Source organism: Sphingobacterium sp. 40-24 (assembly GCF_001899705.1).
GTDB classification, from domain to species: Bacteria; Bacteroidota; Bacteroidia; order Sphingobacteriales; family Sphingobacteriaceae; genus Sphingobacterium; species Sphingobacterium multivorum.
In genome coordinates this window covers 313,912-338,434 of the sequence record NZ_MKWH01000034.1, presented here as the reverse complement: position 1 = coordinate 338,434, position 24,523 = coordinate 313,912, and the positions used below count along the sequence as shown (strand labels likewise).

Genomic DNA, 24,523 nt, shown 5'->3' with positions numbered 1-24,523 from the left:
TGAAGGCTAAATCCCCTGATGTAAGAAAGATGCGAATGTGTCATATAGGATAATTTCCCTTATCTTTTCTCAAACTGACAGCAGGGGAGGCGCTCGCTTCCCCTCATGTCTTCAAAATAAAAACAAGTTTTCGATTGGCGTTGGCACTTGTTCGTATTCACCATTAATACTTTATCTATGAAAAATCTTAGGGTACTCCGGTATTCTACCTTGTCGCTATGTTTATTGTTATCTGGCGTTGGGCATCAGGTATATGCGCAAACAGATGTTAAACCGATTGTCAATGCTTCCTTATCAGGCTATGTATATGATAGTCAACGTAAGCAGCCTATTGAAGGCGTAACCATTCAACTCGAAGCTGTAACGCATGTTGTTACAACAGATCAAAAAGGTTTTTTTCAAATTGTAACGGGACAAAAATTACCATTTTCCATTACGCTCTCGCGCATTGGTTATAAGAAAAAAACCTTGTTAGTTTCCGAATCTCCCACGAAAATTGAATTGGAGCCAGTTACCCAGGATCTCGATGAAGTGGTCGTTGTTGGTTATGGAACACAAAAGAAAATCTCGTTGACCAATTCTATTTCCAGTATTGAAGGTGATAAACTGACGAAAAGGCCAGTTTCAAATACGCAGCAGGCTTTACAGGGCTTACTACCGGGGGTAACTGTTCAAGACCTTGGTGGAAAACCAGGGCAATCGGCTGCCAATATTCGAATTAGAGGATTGACGACATTTAATACCAATTCGAGCAGCACCAGTGGATATGATCTCAGCAAGAATAATGCTTTGGTCATTGTGGACGGCATTGAACAACCCTGGTCAAAGTTAAACCCCAATGATATCGCTTCAATTTCAGTCCTGAAGGATGCGGCTTCCACGGCGATATATGGATCACGTGCGACCAACGGTGTAATTATTGTAACTACCAAAAGTGCAAAATCTGGACATGTTGTGATTGATTATAATGGCTACTACGCCTTACAAAAATCAATCAACACCCCAAAGCAGATGGACGCCGTATCCTACCTCCAATTGCAACAGGACGCCTACCGTAACGCGGGGCTGGCGGTGCCGGCGCGATTTACTGACGAATCAATAACGGCTTATCGGACTGCGACCGATCGCGAAAAATATCCTTTACCGAATACATGGTTTGATACACTGTTGAAAACAGCTCCTCAACAAGACCATGCCTTGTCATTCGCTGGTGGAAATGACATTCTACGTTCTAGATTGGCGGTTCGTTATAATAAACAGGATGGTATTATTGATCATTATGGCGCTGAACTGGCGGATATTAGGCTAAACAACGATTATAAAGCAAGCTCTTGGCTTAATTTTACAGGAAGTATAAACTACCGATATAGCAAAGCTGCTGAGCCTGGACGTGATCCAATCAATAACTTTCTCCATGGCTCGATGTGGGTGGTGCCTAAATATGATGATGGTACTTACGGATTAAGTACGCAAGGCAATAATCCTTTAATGTTGATTGAGAAAAGTGGTTTTAAAAAGGTTAATGAAAACTACTTAAGCTCCATCGTTAAAACCGACATTCAATTGTGGAGAAATTTGTTATTTACGTCCCAATTTGGTGTAAGAGTGAACCTAAATAATACCAAAACCTTTTTGAACGCTTTTGACAATAAGGACCGAAATACAGGTATTGTAAAAAGTTTTCCGATCAATTCATTAAACGAAATTCGTGATAATAGCAGCGAGTATACATGGAACAATCTGTTGACCTATCAATTGGCGGCTGGGCCAAATCATATTAAGACACTTGTTGGCTATTCACAGATTCACAATTATCAAAATTACTTAACGGCTTATCGCGAAAGATTCTACAATAATGATATCACCTCTATCGGACAAGGAGCTGATGATGCGACCAAAAACAATAATGGATATGATGTGCAGTATGGCTTGCGCTCGTTTTTTGGTCGGGTAAATTACGATTGGGATGGCAAGTATCTGCTCGAAGTGAATGGGCGTTATGATGGTTCATCCCGTTTTACGGGCGACAAGCAGTATGGTTTTTTCCCTTCGGCATCAGCAGGATGGCTCTTATCCAAGGAAAACTTTTGGGAACCTATTCGAAATTCGTTGAACGAATTCAAATTGCGTGCTTCCTGGGGCAAGACAGGAAACCAATCGGTAGATTTGTATAGTTATTATTCTGCCCTCATTGCGGCAGGATATGATTTTGGGGGTAAATCTGTACAGGGGTATCGACTGGACAGTTATGCCAATCAGCAATTGGGCTGGGAGTCTACGATGCAGTATGATTTGGGCTTGGATGCCGCTTTCCTAAACAATCGCTTGACTTTTACCCTGGATTACTATAAAAAGGTAACTGACGATATTCTACTAAATCTGGATATTCCTGCCGTTTTGGGATTAAAGCCTTCACCCCAAAATGCGGGAACAGTACTGAATCGCGGTTGGGAATTCAGCGCAAATTATCAGAAAAGACCAAGTGCGCCTGGGGCTTTTGCTTACCAGCTGAATGGAAATTTAAGTATCAACCATAATGAAGTAACCGATCTAAAAGGTACTGGACCCTACATTGCCGGATCGGATATTGACCCAAGGTATATTATTGCTAAAGGACTTCCGATCAACACACTTTGGGGATATAAGACCGATGGTCTCTTTCAGTCTGCGGAGGAAATTCAAGCTTATGGCGCTACGTATGCTACAAATACGAAGCCCGGAGATGTGAAATATGTGGATTTGAACGGCGACGGGGTGATCAATGCAAATGATATGGCCGCTATTGGCAACTCTTTCCCCAAATATACCTTCGGAATAAATGGGAGTTTCACCTTTAAGAATTTTGATCTTGATCTGCTCTTTCAAGGTGCAGCAAAAGTCGATACCCGATTGTCAGGAGCATTGGCTGAGATGGGAAATCAGGAAGGCTTTACACACGAAATATTTACAAACAATTATTGGACACCAACACATACGGATGCACGCTTTCCGCGCGTGGTCAAATATGATTTGCGTAATGTCGCAACCTCGGACCGTTTAGTGGTTAACGGTTCTTACCTGCGGTTGAAAAACATACAGGTTGGATATACAGTGCCACTACATGCTATCGGAAAGACAGCAATCAACAAACTTCGGGTATACCTATCCGCGACGAATTTATGGACAATTTCAAAATTGAATGAATGGAACCTGGATCCTGAAGCGGAATCTGGACGAGCGGTATATTATCCGCAAACCGGCCTTTATACACTGGGCGTCAATTTGACGCTGTAGTGTGATTGTTAATAATATATAATTGAAAACGAATGAAATTTTACAACTATCTATATCAAAAAAGAAACCTGATTTTCAGTTTCGGACTGTTTTCGCTTATGCTGATTAGCTGTGATAAGAATCTGTTAGATGCTGTACCTACCGACCGCCTGTCGGAAAATATATTTTGGAAGAGCCAAGCCGATGCGGAGCTTGCCGTAAATGCCCTCTACAACGACCTCGATGGAGCAGAAATCTTCTATTCAGATGCATTGACGGATATAGCCCATGTCAATCAGCCTTTCGCTGTGGATGCCTATGTTGAACTTGGTACCTATGATGCTTCAAGTTCCCGCTTATATAACACCTGGAGCGGTGCCTATAAAGGAATCGGTGCGGCTAATTACTTTTTAGCGAATGTTGGTAAAATCGAGGGCAACAAAGATGAAACACTGATTGCTCGATATATTGGCGAAGCGCGCGTGTTAAGAGCCTATCAATATATCAAATTGGCCTATTTATTCGGTGCGGTTCCCCTAGTAAAGGTACCATTGACATTACAGGAAGGAAGAGAAGTACAACAAGCGACGCTATCTGAAATCTATGATTTTATCGATACCGAATTGGAACTGGCTGCTGCGAATTTACCTGATAGCTATACGAGCAACGATATCGGGCGTATAACCCGTTGGGCAGCATTGGGCCTGAAAGCTCGGTCAGATTTATATGCAGGACGTTTTGCTGCAGCAGCAAAGGCCGCAAAAACGATTATCGATGGCAAACGATTCGAGCTCTATCCTTCCTACGCAAATCTGTTTACGTATGTGGCTGAAAATAACAAAGAGGTGTTGTTGGATAAGCAATTTCTGGAGAATATATACACCCAAAGTGTCTTTAACCTCTTGGCCCCCTATAGCCAGCAAAATGGCCAGAGTACCTATGTTCCTACCAAAGCCTTGGTCGATAGTTATACCACATCCAAAGGGGATGTGATTACGGATGCCAATAGTGGTTATGATCCCAAAAATCCCTATAAAAATCGTGACCCGAGGCTTGCTTTTTCAATTTTTTTGGATGGCGATCCACTTCCAAATGGAGCAATTTTTCATCCAGCACCAAATAGTGGGACTGCCGATGCTGTGGGGAGCACCTATATTGCTTCTACAACAGGTTTCAATATAAAGAAGTATATCGATAAAAAGGATTTGGCAAACCCTTCTAAAAGTGGCTTGAATATTATACTATTACGTTATGCTGAGATATTATTGACCTATGCGGAAGCAAAAATTGAGCTCGGCGAAATTGATGGCAGTGTTTACGATGCCATCAACCAAATTAGAAATTCACGAACGGATGTAAAACTTCCAATAACAAGTAATCAAGCAAATCAGGAGCAACTTCGCCAGTTGGTTCGTCGCGAGCGTACGGTGGAACTGGCATTTGAGGGGTTGCATCTCGCGGATATAAGACGATGGAAAACTGCTGAAAAGGTTGTTCCTGGTAAAGTGTATGGCATCACCTATCAAAATAATAACGGAGAGGCAGTTGTCGTTGAAGCAGCCTCTGAAAGCCGTGTTTTTGATGCGAAAAAGCATTATCTCTGGCCCATTCCACAACGGGAAATTAACCTCAATCCGAATTTAAAACAGAATCCAAATTGGTAAAAATTGTTATCTTGTGGCACGAATCCAATTAACTCATACAACTATGATGCGATACACTAAATTTATGACCGCTATGGCTTTATTTTTACTGGTGGCTTTTGCCAATGCCCAGAAAAAAAAGCCTAATATTATCTTAATTTTGACCGATGATCTCGGATATAGCGACATTGGCTGTTATGGAAGTCCGAATATTTCAACCCCCTTTTTGGATTCGATCGCCAGTAAAGGCGTGAGAGCAACAAACTTTATGGTTTCTACGCCCTCGTGTACACCTTCAAGAGCTTCTTTATTAACCGGGAGATATGCTTCACGTTATAATCTTCCAGCACCAATCGGTCCAGGCTCAGATTTAGGCTTGCCTGATGAGGAGGAAACGATTGCCGAATTATTAAAAAAGGTAGGCTATCGGACAGCATTGGTCGGAAAATGGCATTTAGGAGATAAACAAACTTACCATCATCCTAATCAGCAAGGCTTCGATTCTTTTTATGGCATGCTGTATAGCCACGATTACCGCGATCCTTATGTAAAGACCGACTCTGTCATTAAGATCTTCCGGAATCGGAAACCTGAAGTCGTGGCACCCGACGATTCGGATCTGAGCGCACTTTATCACAAAGAAACAGTGAAGTTTATCGAAGATCAAGATAAAGATCATCCATTCTTTTTATACTATGCGCATAATTTTCCGCATCTTCCTTTGGCATTTGCCAACAAAAAGAACCGATTTGCAGATCAGCAAAATGTAGGCCCTCTGGGTGCGGTGATGCAGGAGCTGGATCATAATTTTTCGGAGCTCTGGAAAACGGTTGAGCGAAAAGGCCTGGCCGATAACACCATTTTAATTTTTTCAAGTGATAATGGTCCCTGGATAGCTTATCCATCGCGAATGTCTGATGATCACGCTACAAAGAACTGGCATGTGGGTACTGCAGGTGTCTTCAAAGGGTCGAAAGCCGAAACAACAGAAGGTGGCGTCCGTGTACCGTTCATTATTTATGGAAAAGGTTATGCCCAAGAAGGGAAAGTTCTTCGACAGGCAATTAGTAACTTGGATGTGTTGCCGACGATCGCCAAATGGACCGGTGCATCATTGCCGAAGAAATCCATCGATGGCCAAGCGATCGATTCTTTGTTGAATGGCAAATCGGAAGATTTAAAAACAGCACACAGACCAATATTTTTGGTGAATTATGGACATGTTGAGGCGGTTCGGTCAGGTGACTGGAAGTATCGTCGGATAGCAGGCGGAGTGAATCAGATTTCGGGTAAACCCTATGATGCTATTGAAGAACTACATAACATTGCCTGGGATCCGAGTGAAAGAACCAATATTTTAACGGAATATCCAGAAAAAGCGGCGGAATTGCGTTTATTGTTTGAAAGCTTTGATGGGAATATGAAGTAGCTAGAAATAGCAATGACTAAACATAGACATCGTTAAACATAGACAAGGCGGCACTTATTTTCGAAGTGTCGCCTTGTTTTTTTATAGAGATGCAATAGATTTAAAGCAATTCAAACTCTTTTTCTTTGACATCACGGCTGTTGGGACCAATGTAGACTTTGAAAGTTCCTGGTTCGGCAACGTAATTCAGATTGTTGTCAAAAAATTTGAGATCATTTACTTTGATGTTAAAGTTTACCGTTTTTTGCTCTCCTTTTTTGAGGAATATTTTTTGAAAGCCTTTTAATTCTTTTACAGGACGCGTGACAGAACCAACAACATCCTGGATATAGAGCTGCACGGTTTCTTCCGCATCATAGTTTCCTGTATTGCGGATGTCGATACTTGCTTGTAGCGTACCTTTATCGTCAATTGTGTTGCGGTCAAGACGAATTTCACCATAGGTAAACGTCGTATAACTTAATCCATAACCAAAAGGGTAGAGTGGGGAATTGCTTACATCGAGATAATTTGATTTGAATTTTTCAAAATCGCCTGAGTTTCCGTAGGGTCTACCGGTGTTTTTATGCGCATAATAGATCGGAATCTGACCAACATTGCGTGGGAAGGTGGCGGTAATCTTACCTGAAGGAACGACGTCCCCAAATAAGACATCGGCTACTGCTTTTCCTGTTTCCGTTCCGCCAAACCACACATTTAATATGGCTGGTACGTGAGCATCTTCCCAAGTAAGCGTAAGTGGTCTACCCGTAAATAACACCAATACAACTGGTTTTCCTGTTGCCAGTAATGCTTTTAATAGGTTCTGTTGATTTTTCGGGATGTCCAATTCGGAGCGACTGGAGCTTTCACCCGACATTTCTGATGATTCACCAAGGGCAGCCACGACCACATCGGATTGTTGAGCAACTTTTACAGCGTCTGCGATGATCTCCTCTTCTTTTCGGGAATCGCGTGTTATGGTACGGCCAAACATGGTTGCATGCTTTTGGTAAATTGGATCTTCCAACAGATTGCTGCCCAGGTGTGTGAGGATATTGACTTGATTACCCAACACGGCTTTCATTCCCTCCACTAAAGAGGCTGTTTTGTCCAATTCAGCACTGACACTCCACGTTCCGGGCATATTTGGACCTGAATTGGCTAATGGACCAATGACAGCAATTGTACCTGTTTTTTTTAATGGAAGTGCTTGGTTTTCATTTTTCAGCAAGACAAAAGACTTTGCTGCAATTTCCCGGGATTTGGCATGATTGGCAGCCGATCCGATTACAGTTTTTGCCCGTTTTTCGTCACAATAGCGGTAGGGATCGTCAAATAAGCCTAATTTATACTTGGCTTCCAAAACAAACCGGCAGGCCCTATCGATGTCTGCTATTTTGACCTTGCCCGCATCTAAAGATTTTTTTAATGTCGTCAGAAACCCTTCACCGACCATATCCATATCAACGCCAGCATTCAGGCTTAAGGCCGAGACCTGTTGGAGGTCACCGAGGCCATGTGCTGTTAATTCGTTTACAGCAGTGTAATCAGTTACGACTAATCCTTTAAAACCCCATTGCTTACGTAAGACATCCGTCATTAACCATTTATTTGCCGAGGCAGGGACACCATTGATATCGTTAAAAGAAGTCATGATACTTCCTGCTCCCGCATCTATCGCTGCTTTATAAGGAGGTAGATATTCGTTGTACATGCGGTGAAGGCTCATATCCGTGCTGTTGTAATCACGACCACCTTCGGCGGCACCATATAAGGCGAAATGTTTGACACAGGCCATCATGGTGTTATGTGCTGCCAGGTTATCCCCTTGGAAGCCATGGACGATGGCTTCTGCAACCCGCGAGCTTAGATAGGTATCTTCACCCGCACCTTCGGAAATACGGCCCCAGCGTGGATCGCGCGAGATATCGACCATGGGCGAAAATGCCCAATTAATTCCATCAGCGGTAGCTTCTTCGGCGGCAATACGTGCCGATTGTTGAATCAAGTTCATATCCCAGGTAGCAGCAAGACCTAAGGGAATTGGGAATACCGTACGATAACCGTGAATGACATCCATCCCAAAAATGATGGGTATTTTTAAGCGGGATTGCTTGACGGCTATTTCTTGCGTTTTGCGAATTTTCGCTGGTGTGCTCATGCTGAAAATACCACCGATTTGGCCGTTTCTAATTTTGGTATCCACATCGGTGGATACAGTGGTTCCAGTTGTCGCTTCGCCACCGGTTACCAAATTAAGTTGTCCAATCTTTTCTTCGACAGTCATCTTAGCCATAAGCTGAGCAATGAATGTGTCCATTTTCGGATTGGATTGCGCTGGACTTGTATGCCAGGCGAGCAATGCAAGAAGGAAAGTACCTACTACTTTTTTCATCGTATTATTTTTTTTGTGCGCGTGGATTTTGCTTTCCGCGCAATAGGGTAAGTTTATGTCAAGTGCTCAAGATGATCCCTGAGTTTTCTTGATCAGATGTCCTGTTATTTTCGTGGAAGGAACCATTTTCAACGTGTGACGGATTGAAAATGATTCCATAGGCCACTACTTTAAATAAGGACTGGTAAAACCGAGTTTCTTTAGTCCTTGTTGAATTTCTGGAGCCTGCATAAATAGGTCCCAGATTTTTCCGGTTCTGTAGTTTTCGATCATGACAATAATAGGCCCCTGATCGATGGCTAAATAACGTTGTGGATACCAATTTGCCGTTTCACTGTAGGCATCATAGTAGCCATATTTACCCCAGATTTTATTGCCGAGCTGATTGTTTAAGTATTGTGCAAACTGTATGCTTTCATGTGGGGCGTAGGGCATAGACGATAAAGCCGCTGTAGGGGAGATCACACCAGGATCGTTGTCTGGATGATGTGCATCGTAACCGTTGATGGAATAGCTGGCCGTCCAGCCCCAACCTTTCGTTGAACCATAGCCTTTGTACCCTTTTGGGTTCAGATCGGCGTATGCCAAATTGATCTTAACATGATTGCTTGTCGCTTCCCAATAGTCTGCATATTGGTCTTTTAATCCTTTGGGGCTCAATCCTAGATAGGAGTAATGTTCCCAGAAGAGCGGGCCCACTTCACCTTCTTTGGCATTGTGCTTCAGCACGAGTGGAATATCATATTTTTTAGCGGAGCTTTTAATTGCACCAGATCTTGCCCATCCCTCATGATACACCTGGGGTGCAATCGGATAAGTAGGGGAAGAGGCTGCCAAAATATAGGTAATAAGACACTCGTCATATCCTCTGACGGGATGATTTTGCTGGAAGTTAAATTTAGGGCTCCAATGCCAATAAATAACATTTTGTCCGTTTGTATAGTGATTCCAATTGATTTCTTTCCATAGCTTGTCTGCTTTTTGAGCGATCAGTTTGGCGGAATCACCTTTATCTTTTAGATACTCCCGGATAGCAATTAATCCCTGCGCTAAGAAAGCCGTTTCGACAATGTCGCCACCGTTATCTTTTTCACTGAACGGTTTCGCTGTACCCAGTTCTCCATCGTACCAGTGTGCCCAAGCTCCTTTAAACCGTTCGATTTTGCCTAGATAATCCATGATGTGATTCAACTTTTGAATGCCTTGTTCCTGGCTGATAAAACCACGTTCCATCGCGACAATCATACCCATGAGTCCGAAGCCACTACCACCTATGGTCACGACATTACGATCATTTTGGGTGTATACACCATCCATATGGATGCGTTCTCTAGCGAGACCAGAAGTAGGTTCGGCACCCTCCCAAAAATATTGAAATGTATGTTGCTGAATAGTGGTCAATAGCGAATCTTCATTGATCTTGCTTCCGCTGGTTGAATCAATTTTTGAGGGACTGTCTGGACTGCTATTAGCAGTGTTTTGGCACGAACTGCTGAGAATAAGCGCCAAAGCTATACCGCTAAGTGCTGGATATGCTATTCGTTTTCTCATGGATATGTTGTTTAATTCTTGAAAAAATGTTCAAACGACCTATGGTCGTTTGAACTACGTTATTTTGTGTAAATGATTACCAACCGGTATTTTGAGGCATTTCTGGTGTTTGGATACGTTGATTCTCCGGAATTGGAAAAAGCAACATTTTATCCTGGAAAGTTTTTCCATTGGCAGCCATGGCTGTTTTTGCCTGTTTTGTACGCACCAAATCAAACCAACGGTCGTGTTCAAATGCCAATTCAAGACGTCTTTCTTTCCAGATCAATTGACGGAGCTGCGCTTGGTCGGTTGTTGTTACGTTGGCTAATTTTACACGTGTGCGCACGGTATTCAATGCATTCAGCGCTTCACTGCTATTGCCAACCTCATTTGCGGCTTCGGCCAGGATAAGATAAATTTCACCCAGACGGAGGTAACGTACGTTTTTATCACCGTCAGCGGCACCTCCATTTGCTGAGGAATACGCTTTTTCATTATACATTGGGTTTTCTACACCATTGTCAATCAGACGGCCATCATAGAGGGTTTCACCTCTGAAAATAATTGTAGCATCCCGGCGGATATTATCTTTTTCGGCATTGAATGCATCCAATAGATTTTGACTTGGGATATTAAAACCCCAGCCTAAGTTGACCGCTCCTCCACGAGGTGCCTGTACTTGACTATATTGTTGGATACCATGTGCGATAGAGGTGCCCCTTGCTTGAAATTCAAATAATGATTCGGGACCATTTTCCCCTGCCAAACGCCAAATTGTTGCGTAATCCGGTTCGAGACTATATCCTCCAGATGTGATGACAGTTTTCGCCATGTCGGCAGCTTGTTGCCATTTGCTTTGATACAAATAGACTTTCGACAATAACCCTTGTGCGGCACCTTTGGTCGCTCTACCTAAATCTTTTGCAGCATAAGCAGATTTGAGTGGAAGATTGTTGATAGCAAATTGTAAATCCGCTTCAATATAGGCGTAAACTTCAGCTGCGGGTTCTCTTTTTATTAAATCACGTTCTTGGATAGGAACATCGCCCCATCCGCGGACAAGATAGAAATAGTTCAATGCACGCAGAAAACGAGCTTCGGCAATCAATCTGTTTTTATAAGCTTCGTCTGTCAGTCCAAATTTTTCTGTGTATGCAATAGCTTGTGTAGCCCGCCCTATGGATTTATACCAACGTGTCCACATGGAAAGAAAGGAACCCGTTGTTGAAGTGTAAGTCAACTCGTCTAAACTTAACTTGTCACCACCGGCATCTGTCGCTGAACTACCTTTATCCGCATTATCGGAAAGCATGTCCGTGATACCGATGTAAGAGAAAGAATAATCCCAATCAGTAAACATTCCATATACACCATTGACAAATTGCTCGGGTGTGTAGATTTCTTCACTGTCTTCGGCTTCAACATATTCTTTAGAAGGTACATCTAAGAAGTTGTTGTCTTTACAGCCTTGCAATGCAATGCCCCCACTAAGAAGAATTGCTATATAAAGTTTGTTAATTTTCATTGTCTTCAAAACTAAGGTGATTAAAATTGCATGTTAAGTCCAAATAAGAAATTACGTGTCGTTGGATAAGCTGAAAGCTCAATACCAGAAGTTAAATTTGGACTACCGTCGCCGGCAAGTTCAGGAGAGAAACCACTATAATTCGTAAATATAAATGGATTCTGAGCAGTAACATATAATCTTAATTTAGATCTCGAGCTATATAAGTTATTGAAAGTGTATCCTACAGTGATATTATTGATACGGAAATAAGCGCCCGATTCGAGGAAATAACTCGAAGCCCAATATGCTCTTTCTGCACCGGGATGTTCATTGGTTGAACCTGCGCCAGTCCAGCGATTTTCAAAAGTTGATAACGCGATGTTCTCACCTGCATTGGAACGAACGCTATTTAAACCATTGTAAACCTTATTGCCTGCGACACCATATCCGGAAACATTAAAATCAATAGCTTTATAATTAACACCAACATTGATACCATATGTTGAAGTCGGTAAAAATGATCCAAAGAAAACCTTGTCGCGGGAATCGATGACACCATCTTCATTTTGATCCTTGTACTTCAGATAGCCAGGTTTTGCAGCACCAAACGATGGGTAATTTTTTACATCTTCCGCATCTTGAAAGACACCATTTGCCTCAAACATCCACCAGCCATAGATCGGTTGTCCAACGCGAAGCTGTTTGGTAATCTCCCCATTATTTAAACTGCCTCCAGTAGCACGGTCATAAGCCGGGACCACTTCCGTTACTTTATTTTTATTGTATGAATAATTAACACCGAATGTATAACTGAACTCCGGACTTATACTTTTGTTCCAATTTAAGGCCACTTCCACACCTTGGTTTAATACTTTAGCACCATGCGCATAGAAGTTTTTTTCGGATGGAGAGGTGTAAGTCGGTGTGACATCAAGAATAGTATTGGTATTCAGCTTATGATAGTAGTCAATGGATCCTGAAAGCTGATTGTTTAGAAACGCAAAGTCTACGCCAGCGCCCGTTTCTCTGGTTACTTCCCAGGTTAGATTTACGGCTGGAGTGCCATATGCGCTTCCATAAACCATATTCTGTTCAGGACCAAAAACGTAGTTGTAATTTGAACTTTCTGGACTTGTTAAAATTGTGGAAACATTTAGCGGGATATCTTGGTTACCTAATTTACCCCAGTTTCCGCGCACTTTCAATAAATTAATCCAGCTGGCATCTTTCATAAAGCTTTCGTTGGTTACCGTCCAACCTAATCCCACCGATGGGAATGTACCCCAGTATTTTCCTGTATTACGGAAAACACTTGATCCATCTCTACGCAATGTTGCCGTTAAATAATATTTGCTATCGTAATTGTACTGCAAACGTCCAAAATACGAAGCTAATGCTCTTGGGGTATAAGAGGTTTGCAGCGCAACAATACCATAATTGGTTGTTCCTTTTGCAAGATTGATATTCCAGTATTGCTCTTGTTCAGGTACATTATAACCCGTTTGGCTACTCATGCTGTTTATGTCGTATTTCTCTCGCGACATCCCCACAACCGCCTCAATATGATGCTTGTCAAAATTCTTGTTAAATGTTAAGAAATTCTCGATAGACCAGCGGAATTGTTCTAGATTTTCATATTTCAAGCTGTTGTCTACATAATCAAGCGCTTTTGGATTGTTTTCCTTTAATTTGATGAAATCAGATTCATTCAATAAAGTATTAGCATTTAACCATTGATCTTTTACATTATTAAAAATCCGTTGTTTCGAATAAAATTTATTCCCGCCAATACGCGAATTGATTTTCAGATAATCTGTAATCTTAAATTCTCCCTCAAAACTTCCTTGTAAGCGTAGCGTATTTGTTCTTTCATTTTGGCGTAAAACCTCATACACTGGATTTCCAATAGAATTTAGATTTCCGATGGCTTGGCCTGGTGCGGCCTCAATGCCAGCGACACCTGTTGTTGTATTTACACGACCTAAACCGTAACGGCCATTATCAAACATAACGGGCGCAAGTGGCGACTGACGGTAAGCCGTGGTGAAAGCACTATAAGGCTTAGGTGTTGCATTTGTTAATGTAAGATTTAAATTTTGGCTGAACTTTAGGCGGTTGTTTAAAAATTTATATACGTTGTTATTGCGTATGGTATTTCTTACAAATTTGGAGCCTTCAAGAATACCATTTTCGGTATAATTGTTTGCTGATACGAAGTAATCAACTTTCTCAGTTCCACCAGAAATATTAACAGCATTATTAAATACAGAACCTGTACGTAATAATTCGTCATACCAATCTGTATTATATTTTTGATTCTCAGCTAAACGGTAAGACCCATTGGTCGAGGTGAGGTATTCATTTGCAAATATTCTAAACTGATCAGCGTTGGCCATTTTCACGCGGTTCAATACGTTTTTTATACCCGCAAAGCTTTCATAATTGATGTTTGTTGTTCCGGCTTTACCTTTCTTCGTCGTCACGATAATAACGCCATTAGCCGCCCGAAGACCGTAAATAGATGCGGAGGATGCATCTTTTAAAACATCCATAGATTCAATATCGGATGGGTTGATATTATTAATATCTGTTTGTGCAATTCCGTCGACAATATAGAGTGGATTCCGTCCTGATAATGCAGTTCCTAAGCCCCTGATAATGACATTGGGTGATGACCCCGGAGCTTCATTTGCAATAATATTGATACCTGCAGCTTTACCTTGGATGGATTGCATGGCCGACATGGCAGGTTGCTTCGTGATATCGGATGATTTCAAGGAGCTGATCGATCCGGTCAGATCTGCTTTCTTTTGTGTACCATAACCGATAACAACAACCTCTTCCAATGCTTGATTTTGATTTTCTAAGAATACATTGAGTTGCGTTTGATTACCAATGTATACCGTTTGTGTGCGATAACCCAGAAAGTTAAAGACCAGTGAGTCGGTAGGAGAGGCATTGATTTGAAATTTCCCCGTTGCGTCGGTTTTTGTAGATACTGCTTTCCCTTTGATACTAATGGTGACGCCAGGCATGGATATCATGCTTGTGCCATCTTTGACCACTCCTTGTACCGAAGTTTGTCCATAGGCAACCGATACGACCATGGATGTCAAAAATAATGCGGATAGATTCCTCATATCGTTAATTTTTGGTGTTTGTTTAAAATACGTTGGTTATTTCCCTGAAGCAAATATGTTGATGTAGTACAACTTTGCCAAAATTTAACATATTCACATCACTACTACATGAAATTTCGGCTTGCTCAGGCTACCTTTTATTGTGTTTTATATTTTTGATAATCAGTATTTTGTGTTGTTGTTTTTACTGAAATAACACGAGCTTTAGTGTGTTTTATACACTAAAGCTCGTGTGTGGTAATGATGTAGTGTCTGTGATGAAAATTTAACGTTCCATCAGGAATTCAGAAAGGTTTTTGTCTGTTGGAATGCCTAACTTTTTGCGTAGTCGATAGCGTCTAATCTCGACACCGCGTGTACTAATGTTGAGTAATGAGGCAATTTCCTTACTCGACATATTGAGCCTTAAATAGGCACATAGTTTCAGATCATTGGGGACGAGATCAGGAAACTCTTGTTTCAATTTCTTGAAAAAATTCTCATGTGATTCGTTAAAGCTTCTTTCAAAAATATGCCAGTCACGATCGTCGTTATGGGCATCATCGATAAGCTTGTTTATCTTTTTCAATTCATCCGAACTCAGCTTGTTGCCATCAGCATCTTTAAGCTGTTTGAGCTCGGCGTGTAAATTGTTCAACATCTCATTTTTGTAAACGATATTGAGTGCCGCATTGGCAAGTTCTTTATTTTTTAATTGAAGCTGATCTTCTAATTGCTGGTTTTTAAGTTTAATCCAGTCCTTTTCTTTTTGCTCTGTTTCGCGTTCCAAGGCAATCTTTTTCTCTTCTAGCCATTTTCGCCGTATTTGAAACTGACGCTTGCGCTCCCGTTGAAGATTAAACCTGTAAGCTAAATAGATGAGCGTTATCAGGACGAGTGTATAAAATAACTTCGCCCACCAAGAAAGAAACCATGGATGCCGAATGGTAAATGAAAATGTCTGGACTTCCGAAACTGACCCCATATTGTCCTTCGCCCTGATTTTAATTTGAAACTCTCCATAAGGTAGATTTGTGAAATCTTGATAGGCAGTTTCACTCCATTCGGACCAATTGTCTGAGTAACCTTCGAGATAATATTGGTATTGAAGTGGCGAAGTCGAATAATATGGACTTGAAAAGCTAATTCTAAGATTATTGTCCGATGATGATAGTTTAAACGCTGAATCTGGGATAATAGCCTGGCCTGTTGTCAAGTTGACAAGTTGCGCTATTTGCGGAAGTGGCAACCTGTATTTTTGTGATTTATCGGCATGACGGTAGATCGCAAATCCATCATCTAAACCAATGAGATAGTATTGGTTTTCAATCGGAAGAATGTTTTCATAGTTATTCATCATTCGATCCTGTAAGGGACTGAGCAGATTGGAGTCAATATGCAGTTCGCCCTTACTGTCAAAATCTACTTTAGCAATTTTAGTCTTCTGAATAAACCAGTAGCTGTTTGTATTGATCGGTATGACCTTATTTGAATTTTTATAGCTGCCTAACGCTGTGTTTAATTCATTGGCATAGCTGAATTTTTTTACAATATTGTCGAATTGGAGAAATCCGCTGTCTGTAGCAAATACAAGATTATTTTCTAAGGTATAAATCCCCGTAAATTGCCTCTTTGAAGCGATACTATCCTGTTTGGAGGAAAATAAAATCTTTGCCTGCTGGAAATTCGCATCAAGTCCGAGTAGTTGTATCTGTCCCCAATCGCCAATCCAAAAGGCATGGTTATCTTTTTGCGCCAAGAATCGAACCGGTTCTTTAACGCCTGTGAACTGCTGAACGAACGCTAGGTGTATACCATCGAACGTGAATTTCGATAAGCCTGTATAGTTCCCCTGAAGAATATTTTTTGTTCCAAAAATAGGTTTGAAAACCCATCCTCCGGTAATCTGAGAGATCTTTTCAAGCTTCCCGTTATCTAATTTGAAGGTTCCGTCATTATGTCCACAGATCAACTCATCACCAAATTGTGCTAATGTCCAAACCTGACCATTTGAATTTGGAATCTGAGAGAAATTTAATGAATTGTAATTGGTCAATCCCTTCCATTCACTTGAAAATAAGCCCTTATTAGTTCCAAGATAGATTTTTCCCTGATAGATGATCGATGTATAAACGGTACCTATTTTTCCGACAAAATCAGTGTAGAATGATAATGGGGAATTGATTTCAATACGGTCAATGCCATTATCAAGTCCCACCCAGATATTCTTCTGATTGTCCTTGACAATGCTGAGTACAGTATTGTTTTGGAGACCATTGTTTTTATTGATATGTTGAATGACCTGCCCATTTTTATTGATGATAATAACACCGTTTTGGATGGTGCCAAAAGCATATTGTCCATCGTAGAGGTATAAGCCATTGTTTATTTGTGACTGGCTTAAGAGCTGATTTGCCGGAGCAGCCCAGGGTAGGATTGTTCCATCGGCTTTCATCAGGTAGAGGCCGTTTCGCGAGGTCGCAATAAGCGAAGTCGTTGCGTCGTAAGGTAAGATGGCAAGTACATTTTTGTCTTTCAAGACATCTTTTCCTTTTACAGGAATTAATTTATCCTGTTTAAATTCATGCAGACCACTTGGTAGTTGTTCAAAAAATAATTTATTGTTGAGCTGATGCGGAAATAAAAAAGGCTCACCTTTAGCCGTTAATTGCCGTATACGATTGTTTTCCCAGATATAGGATTTCGAAAATGTATGAAAAAATACCCGTTGGTCTTCAACAATGATTTTCCAGATTTCCTCGTTTGGAAAGTAGGTTTTGTCCTGTACCAGCTTAGAGAGACTTTGATAAGTCAAGTTTCCAAAGGGTTTGGAAGTCCAATAGCCAAATTCACCTCTTCCACCGGTGTAAATCTTGCCATCTTTACCGATTGCGACACTTCGTACCGTGGAATGATTAGGAAGCGGAAAGATGCGCCAATATTGTCCGTCGAACTGCAATAGACCTTCGGTATTGGCACTATAAATACGACCATCTTTGTCGACTGCCAAAGACCAGTTTTGATTTCCAGCCTTGTATTGGTCTTTTTTGTATTGTTTGACAAAAGGCGTACCTGTGGGTATGATTGTTTGACAGTAACCCTCGGGCAGTAAAAAAAATAACATGCTGCAAAACCAAAAGATATAGACGTTCCTATATTTTTTTGTTGTCATCGACTCCCTCACTTTAAATTGATTTGTGGGCAATATATCGATTTTATTGCAAAATTGATAATCTCTAGCGTTGTAGGATGCTCTGGCAGATCGCTAGCTTATTTTGAAGATCAACCGATCGATTGTTGGAAGAAAAATTAGCAGCTGCCAAGGGGGGGGTATTTTTCTTTTTTTTTAAAAACCATTTAATTGTGTTGAAAATCAGGAATGAAGCCATTTATTCCACTAATTTGAACAAAAAATACTCCTTTTGCTGTAAACGATTTTTGATATTTGAGTTCATTTACTTCGTTAAATAACCAAATAAACCAAAACAACTATGATAACACCGATGACCAAAACGGTAGGTAAGGGGTTGCTTTTATTTTCGTTGATGAGCATGTCTGCACCGGCGGTGCTTGCCCAGTCGCAAATAAAGATATCCGGAAAAGTAAGCTCCTCAACAGGCGAGCCTCTTGCGGGGGTTACCGTACAAATAAAGGGGGTGAAAAACGGCACTGTAACCGATGGGGCCGGCAATTATCAGATTCTTGCGCGAGATATTGATGTCCTGATATTTTCGCTGGTAGGCAAAGAGAAAACCGAAGTCCAGGTCGATAAGAAAGATCACATTAATCTTGTACTGCAGGAGTCCAGTAGCCTGATTGACGAAGTGGTTGTAGTAGGCTATGGTACCCAGAAAAAAAGTAATCTAACGGGTGCTGTTGCTGCTGTCGATGGAAAGGTGCTTAACAAACGTATCGCTACAAATCCAACGCAGTTACTTCAAGGTCGCATGCCCGGACTTCGTGTTACCCAAGGATCGGGAGAAGCGGGGAATGAAAATGTGAATCTCCAGGTACGGGGATTGGGTTCCTACGGCGCCTCTTCTGCTCCACTGGTTATCGTAGATGGTATCCCCGGTAGTTTGGAAAATTTGAATCCCCAAGCAATCGAGAATATCACCGTATTGAAAGATGCCGCTTCAGCTGCTATCTATGGGGCAAGAGCAGCAAATGGAGTCATTCTTGTGACGACAAAACAGGGTAAAGCTGGAAAAACACAACTGAGCTACGATTATAATGTCGGAATTACCAAGGCCTCAGCTCTTCCAGACCTCGTATATAATTCCGTTGATTACATGACCTTGTATAATCAGGCAAATAAAAACTCGGGTGTCACAAATCCAAATGCTTCCTTTAGCCAGGAGATGATTGATGCCTACAAAAATGCAACAGATAAAAGATTATATCCCGATTTTAACTGGTTAGATGCTGTCTTTAGAACTGTCCCGGTGCAAACGCACAATTTAAGCTTAAGCGGTGGTGCCGGAGGAACAAATTACAACGTTATATTGGGCTACGTCAATCAGCCTGATATTATGATCGGGACTTCTTTTAAAAAGTATAATCTACAGCTTAACCTAGGCTCTAAAATAAATGATCGGATAAGTTTTGGTTCAAGTATCACCTTGAATTATGGGGATCGGAAATATCCTAGAAATGGTAGTGAGGATCAGTTTTTGTCTACCATTAGTCAATCACCACTTTATGGACCTGTATTACCAGATGGTAGTGGTCGTTATTCGTCTAGGGCATATCCTTTTCAATCCCCAAATAAAAACCCTGTTGCAGTTGCTGAAAATGCATTTACAAGACTGAACAATTATTTTATGCAAGGCAATATTTTTTTAAATGTGAAAATATTGGATGGACTGGATTGGAAGACGAGCGGCGGGTTGACGTATGGTTTTACAAAAAATTATACCAACAAACCTGTGATTAATCAATACATGTGGTTCGCCAAACCGGATGACCTACCCGCCAGACAACTTGATGTAGGTGGTCAGGGGCTAGAAGTAACAGACGACAACAATGTATATCCAGTCGGGTATACGCAATTGACTTACGATAAGTCTTTTGGAAATCATAACATGAAAGTACTGGCAGGAACCCAGGCAGAATATAATAAAACACAAAAATTGTTCGGAAGTAGGTTGCAATTTCCCAACAATGACCTGCTTGAGCTCGATGGTGGCGGAGCTGGACAACAATCAAATAATGGTGTCACCAATGAGTGGTCATTGAGGTCTTATTATGGTCGGTTAAACTATGACTATAAAGGCAAGTATCTACTCGAAGGGAATGCACGTTATGACGCCTCTTCACGTTTCCCTGAAAATAGAAAATGGGCGTTTTTCCCTTCATTATCTGGTGGTTGGAAAGTCTCGGATGAGAACTTTTTTGGTCCGAAATTGAAAGAAGTTGTTAATGAACTAAAGTTAAGATCCTCCATTGGAACATTGGGTAATCAAAATATTGGTAACTACCCATATCAGATTGTTTACAATTCCTCTTTTGCTTATCCTTTTGATGAAACGCTCCAACAGGGAGCTCGTCAGGTAGCCATGGCCAATGACCGGATCAAATGGGAAAGTACCAAAGTCTTGGATTTCGGTGTAGATATCGGTTTATGGAACAACAAATTGACCGCTTCTTTCGATTGGTATAACAAAGTAACATCCGATATTTTATCTGCATCTACAGCTTTCCCTTCTTATATTGGATTGACTGCACCGACCGTAAATTATGGTGAATTGCGTAACAGAGGTATAGAGCTCGGCCTTCAATACCGTGATAAAATTGGAGCGGTATCCTTGACCCTCAATGGAAATATTCAGGCCAATCGCAACAAGGTGATGAAATATGGGGCCGAACGTATCTCGGGCAATACCATTATCCGGGAAGGTTTACCTTATGGTAGTTTTTACCTTTTGGAGAACACGGGCATATTCCGTTCGAAGGAAGAGGTGGCAGCTTCTCCAGTGCAACAGATTCCGGCACAACCGGGCTATCTGAAATTTGCTGACGTTAATGGAGATAAAGTTGTGGACAATAATGATCGAATTGTCGTGCCCGGAGCGTATCCAGATTTCGATTACTCCTTTAATGCAACGGCTGTTTGGAAGAACTTTGATTTTACAGCCTTTTTCTTTGGTTCCCAGGGACAAAAAATATTTGTGAGTGAGTGGGGAATCGTGCCCTTTAGGCAAGGCGGAACGTTCACTCGCGACTGGATGAACGCTTGGACTCCAGAGAATCCGAATGCATCGCTTCCAATAGTGGGTGCTGAAAATACCCCTGCGGCAAATAATGTACGGACTGCATCGACTTTCTTTTTAAAAGATGGATCCTTCTTGCGCCTTAAAAATATTCAGGTAGGCTATGCTATTCCACAGAGCACCTTGTCCAAAGCTGGTATTTCTGGCCTTCGCATTTATTTTGCGGCGGATAACCTGCTCACATTCTCCAAGTTCCCTGGTTTAGATCCCGAACGTGGTGTTTCATCAAGCGGTGGTGCAACATCAGGACGTTATGTGACTCATCCGCAGAATAAAGTATTCGCATTTGGGGCGAGCATCACATTCTAATCGAGTGGTAACTAAAAAAAAATTACAGATGAAAAAGAGCGTAAAAAAAACATATCTATATTTAAGCTTAGCAGCCTTAGCTGCATTGGGTAGCTGTACAAAAGATTTTTTAAATAAAAATCCAACGGATAAAATTTCGGAGTCAACCTTCTGGAAAACGCAGACTGATGCTGATTTGGCACTCTCGGGCTGTTATGAATTTCTTTGCCGAGGATACAATTCGACGTCTTCATCCAATGCACGTGGTGGTTGGGGTGGAGCAAGTATGTTTTGGGATGGGCTTTCAGACGATGCTTTTGTGTCCAGTACCTCCAATAACTTCAATATTATTTCGCGATCCGGAATCACCTCGACAACGGGTGGCATGCAATCTGAGGGCTATGAGATTTCGTATCAGGCCATTGCAGCATGCAATAAATTGATTGCCAATATTGACCGTATTACAAGCATGAGCCAGCAGGACCGTGACCGATATAAAGCAGAGGCTCGTTTTATCCGCGCCCATTACTACTTTTTGTTGACCAATCTGTACGGTGATGTGCCATTGACTTTAGAACCTCTGGGCATGGACGATGCGAGTATTCGGCTCGGTAGAACACCTAAAACCAACATTATCGAAGCGATTTTGGCAGATTTAGATTATGCGAGTGAAAAACTGCCAAATACAGGGTATAAAGGACATGCTGTGCGGGGATCTGCACTGGGGTACAAAACAAAGGTGTTGTTGACGGTGAAAAAATGGGCTGAGGCAGCTGCAACAGCGAAGATTGTTATGGATGAAAACAAGTTTTCGATCTATCAGGGTGGATACCGCGATCTGTTCCGAAAGCCGGGACAAAATAATAATCCCGAAATCATGTTTTCCGCTCGATTTTTACCACCCAATATGTATAGTCCGGCAGATATGATGTATTCTTATCTGAAGACCATACAACCGCTGGGTTATCTGGTTGATTCTTATTATGCCATCGATGGAAAGGATATTAAAGAATCGACAGTTTACGATGCTAAAAATCCTTACGAAAATAGAGATCCACGGTTGAAGTCAACAATTATGTACCGCGGTGTATGGCGCGGAACTACAGCATCTTCCGCTTTTGATCCCGTTGCCGAGGGCGTGTTGGGTGGTTTTTTACCGAGAAAGTATATCAACGAATCGAAATGGCCAACAAGTTACGCGACACAAAGCGATCAGGATTGGGTATTCTTGCGCTATGCCGATATTTTATTGATGTATGCAGAAGCGAAGAATGAAAGTGCAGGGCCTGATCAAACAGCTGTGGATGCATTAAATAAGGTAAGATCTAGGGCTGATGTGAAAATGCCGCTCGTACAGTTTAGTGGTTCCTTGACAAAAAATGAATTCCGCGATATTATCCGTCATGAACGGCGGATTGAACTGGCTTTGGAAGGTCAACGTTATTTTGACTTGAAACGCTGGGGGATAATCAAAGAGGTGATGGATAAAACCAAGGATCCAGATGGCGCTTCACGGTTATTTATGGCAAGAGATACCTTATGGCCAGTCCCTCAATCTGAGGTAGATATGGCCAAAAGTTTAGGTAATGACAATTTTAAACAAACACCAGGTTTCTAAATGAAGAACTGTGAAAATTTAGGTATGAAAGCTATATATAAAATGTTGCTGGCACTTATCCTCATCGTGGGAATGAGCACGGGATTATTGTATGCGCAAGTAAATCGCTTACCAGATAGTGTACGCATGAAATGGTGGGAGGAAGCCCGGTTTGGTATGTTTATCCATTGGGGAGTATATGCACAGTTCGGCGGTGTTTATAAGGGACACGAACAGGCACGTGGTGGAGCAGAATGGATTATGAACCGATCAAAAATTCCAGTTGATGAATATCAGGCCATGGCGAAACAATTTAATCCCATCGCCTATAATCCAGACGAATGGGTACGCATGGCGAAAGATGCGGGCATGAAATATTTGATTATCACAGCCAAACACCACGATGGTTTTGCACTCTTTGAAACAAAAGCGAGTAAGTGGAATATGGTGGACGCTACGCCCTATGGCAAAGACGTCTTGAAACCTTTGGCCGATGCCTGCCGAAAATATGGACTGAAGCTTGGCTTTTATTACTCACAGGCGCAGGATTGGAATAACCCTGGTGGGTCGGCTGCTCGTAAGTTAATGCGAGAAGGCTGGCCTAATCCAGATTCAACCCGTATCGATGACTACACGCTAGCACATCATGGCCATTGGGATCCCAAACAAGAAACAGCGAGTTTTAGTGACTATATTAAAAATGTATCTGTACCTCAGGTCAAAGAATTGTTGAGTAACTATGGCGATATTGCTGTGCTATGGTGGGATACGCCAACCAATATGACCGACGAAGCCGCAAATATGCTTCAGGACCAATTGGCATTACAACCCAATATTATCACGAATGATCGATTGAAACGGCCTAATTTCCCCGGCGATACCAAAACGCCGGAGCAAAAAATTCCAGATTGGAGTGAACTCGAAGGCAAACATTGGGAAACCTGTATGACCATGAACGGTACTTGGGGCTACCGCACATCGGATCATAAATGGAAGTCTGCCGAAACCTTGATCCGCAATCTCGTTGATATTGCTTCCAAAGGTGGAAATTACCTGTTGAACGTTGGCCCAAAACCCGACGGATCCTTCCCCCAGGAGAGTATAGAACGTCTGGCTGTAATTGGCAAATGGATGAAAGTCAATAGTGAAGCGATCTACGCAACCAAGAGTAGTCCTTTACAGCCATTTGAATGGGGGCGGTGTACCCTAAAGGAAGATGGAAAGCGGACTTATTTGTATGTCTCTGTATTTGACTGGCCAAAAAATGGCCTAGTTGAACTTCCGATTGAAAATAAAGTTGTAAAAGCGAGCCTTTTAGCCAATAATCAAGTGTTAAAGGTAAAATCGAATGCCAATGGTATTCAGATTGCCGTGCCTGAGCAGGCCATTGATTCTGTTGCTACAGTGATTAAAATCGAAGTGGCTGGCAAATTTAAGCGCGAAAAAGGGCCCGGAGCAAAGAACATGAAAACTGGAGCTTTGGACGAGTAAGGCCGATAAGATGGA

11 protein-coding genes are annotated in these 24,523 nt (G+C 41.7%); 6 read left to right on the top strand and 5 right to left on the bottom strand.

All coding sequences use genetic code 11. The features are described from left to right. Positions 1-177 precede the first annotated feature (177 nt). The 3 genes from BGP15_RS13245 (at position 178) to BGP15_RS13235 (ending at position 6,324) form a co-directional block, all read left to right on the top strand. Entirely contained in the window at positions 178-3,273 is a 3,096-nt protein-coding gene (locus BGP15_RS13245; protein ID WP_286769781.1) for a SusC/RagA family TonB-linked outer membrane protein, read from the top strand. Positions 3,274-3,305: 32 nt separating this feature from the next. Then, the gene (locus tag BGP15_RS13240) at positions 3,306-4,916 is read left to right on the top strand and encodes a RagB/SusD family nutrient uptake outer membrane protein (RefSeq protein ID WP_286769780.1); all 1,611 of its coding nucleotides are present in this window, start codon (positions 3,306-3,308) and stop codon (positions 4,914-4,916) included. Between the two features lie 73 nt (positions 4,917-4,989). Then, positions 4,990-6,324, top strand: coding sequence for a sulfatase-like hydrolase/transferase (locus tag BGP15_RS13235; protein ID WP_286769779.1), 1,335 nt, complete (start codon positions 4,990-4,992; stop codon positions 6,322-6,324). A 100-nt stretch (positions 6,325-6,424) separates the two neighbouring features. Here the strand turns inward: BGP15_RS13235 and bglX are convergent, their stop codons facing one another. The 5 genes from bglX to BGP15_RS13210 form a co-directional block, all read right to left on the bottom strand. After that, positions 6,425-8,701 (bottom strand): beta-glucosidase BglX, encoded by a 2,277-nt coding sequence (gene bglX / locus BGP15_RS13230; RefSeq protein ID WP_286769778.1) that lies wholly within the window; start codon positions 8,699-8,701, stop codon positions 6,425-6,427. 165 nt (positions 8,702-8,866) lie between these two features. Next, on the bottom strand, positions 8,867-10,252 hold the full coding sequence (locus BGP15_RS13225) for a glucoamylase family protein (protein WP_112374161.1): 1,386 nt from the start codon (positions 10,250-10,252) through the stop codon (positions 8,867-8,869). 76 nt (positions 10,253-10,328) lie between these two features. Next, complete coding sequence (locus tag BGP15_RS13220; protein WP_286769777.1) at positions 10,329-11,759, bottom strand: RagB/SusD family nutrient uptake outer membrane protein; 1,431 nt, start codon at positions 11,757-11,759, stop codon at positions 10,329-10,331. A gap of 20 nt (positions 11,760-11,779) precedes the next feature. Next, on the bottom strand, positions 11,780-14,881 hold the full coding sequence (locus tag BGP15_RS13215) for a SusC/RagA family TonB-linked outer membrane protein (RefSeq protein WP_286769776.1): 3,102 nt from the start codon (positions 14,879-14,881) through the stop codon (positions 11,780-11,782). A 265-nt stretch (positions 14,882-15,146) separates the two neighbouring features. Continuing rightward, positions 15,147-17,984 carry a helix-turn-helix and ligand-binding sensor domain-containing protein gene (locus BGP15_RS13210; protein ID WP_286769775.1) on the bottom strand — a complete coding sequence of 946 codons (2,838 nt, stop codon included), beginning with the start codon at positions 17,982-17,984 and terminating at the stop codon, positions 15,147-15,149. 367 nt (positions 17,985-18,351) lie between these two features. On the opposite strand from BGP15_RS13210, the gene BGP15_RS13205 reads away from it, so the two are divergent. The 3 genes from BGP15_RS13205 to BGP15_RS13195 are packed head-to-tail and all read left to right on the top strand — an operon-like array spanning position 18,352 to position 24,508. Further along, a complete protein-coding gene (locus BGP15_RS13205) occupies positions 18,352-21,441 on the top strand; it encodes a SusC/RagA family TonB-linked outer membrane protein (RefSeq protein ID WP_286769774.1) in 3,090 nt (1,029 codons plus the stop codon). A gap of 28 nt (positions 21,442-21,469) precedes the next feature. Beyond that, entirely contained in the window at positions 21,470-23,038 is a 1,569-nt protein-coding gene (locus BGP15_RS13200; RefSeq protein WP_070569550.1) for a RagB/SusD family nutrient uptake outer membrane protein, read from the top strand. A gap of 24 nt (positions 23,039-23,062) precedes the next feature. Continuing rightward, entirely contained in the window at positions 23,063-24,508 is a 1,446-nt protein-coding gene (locus BGP15_RS13195) for an alpha-L-fucosidase (protein ID WP_286769772.1), read from the top strand. The last annotated feature ends 15 nt before the right edge of the window (positions 24,509-24,523 follow it).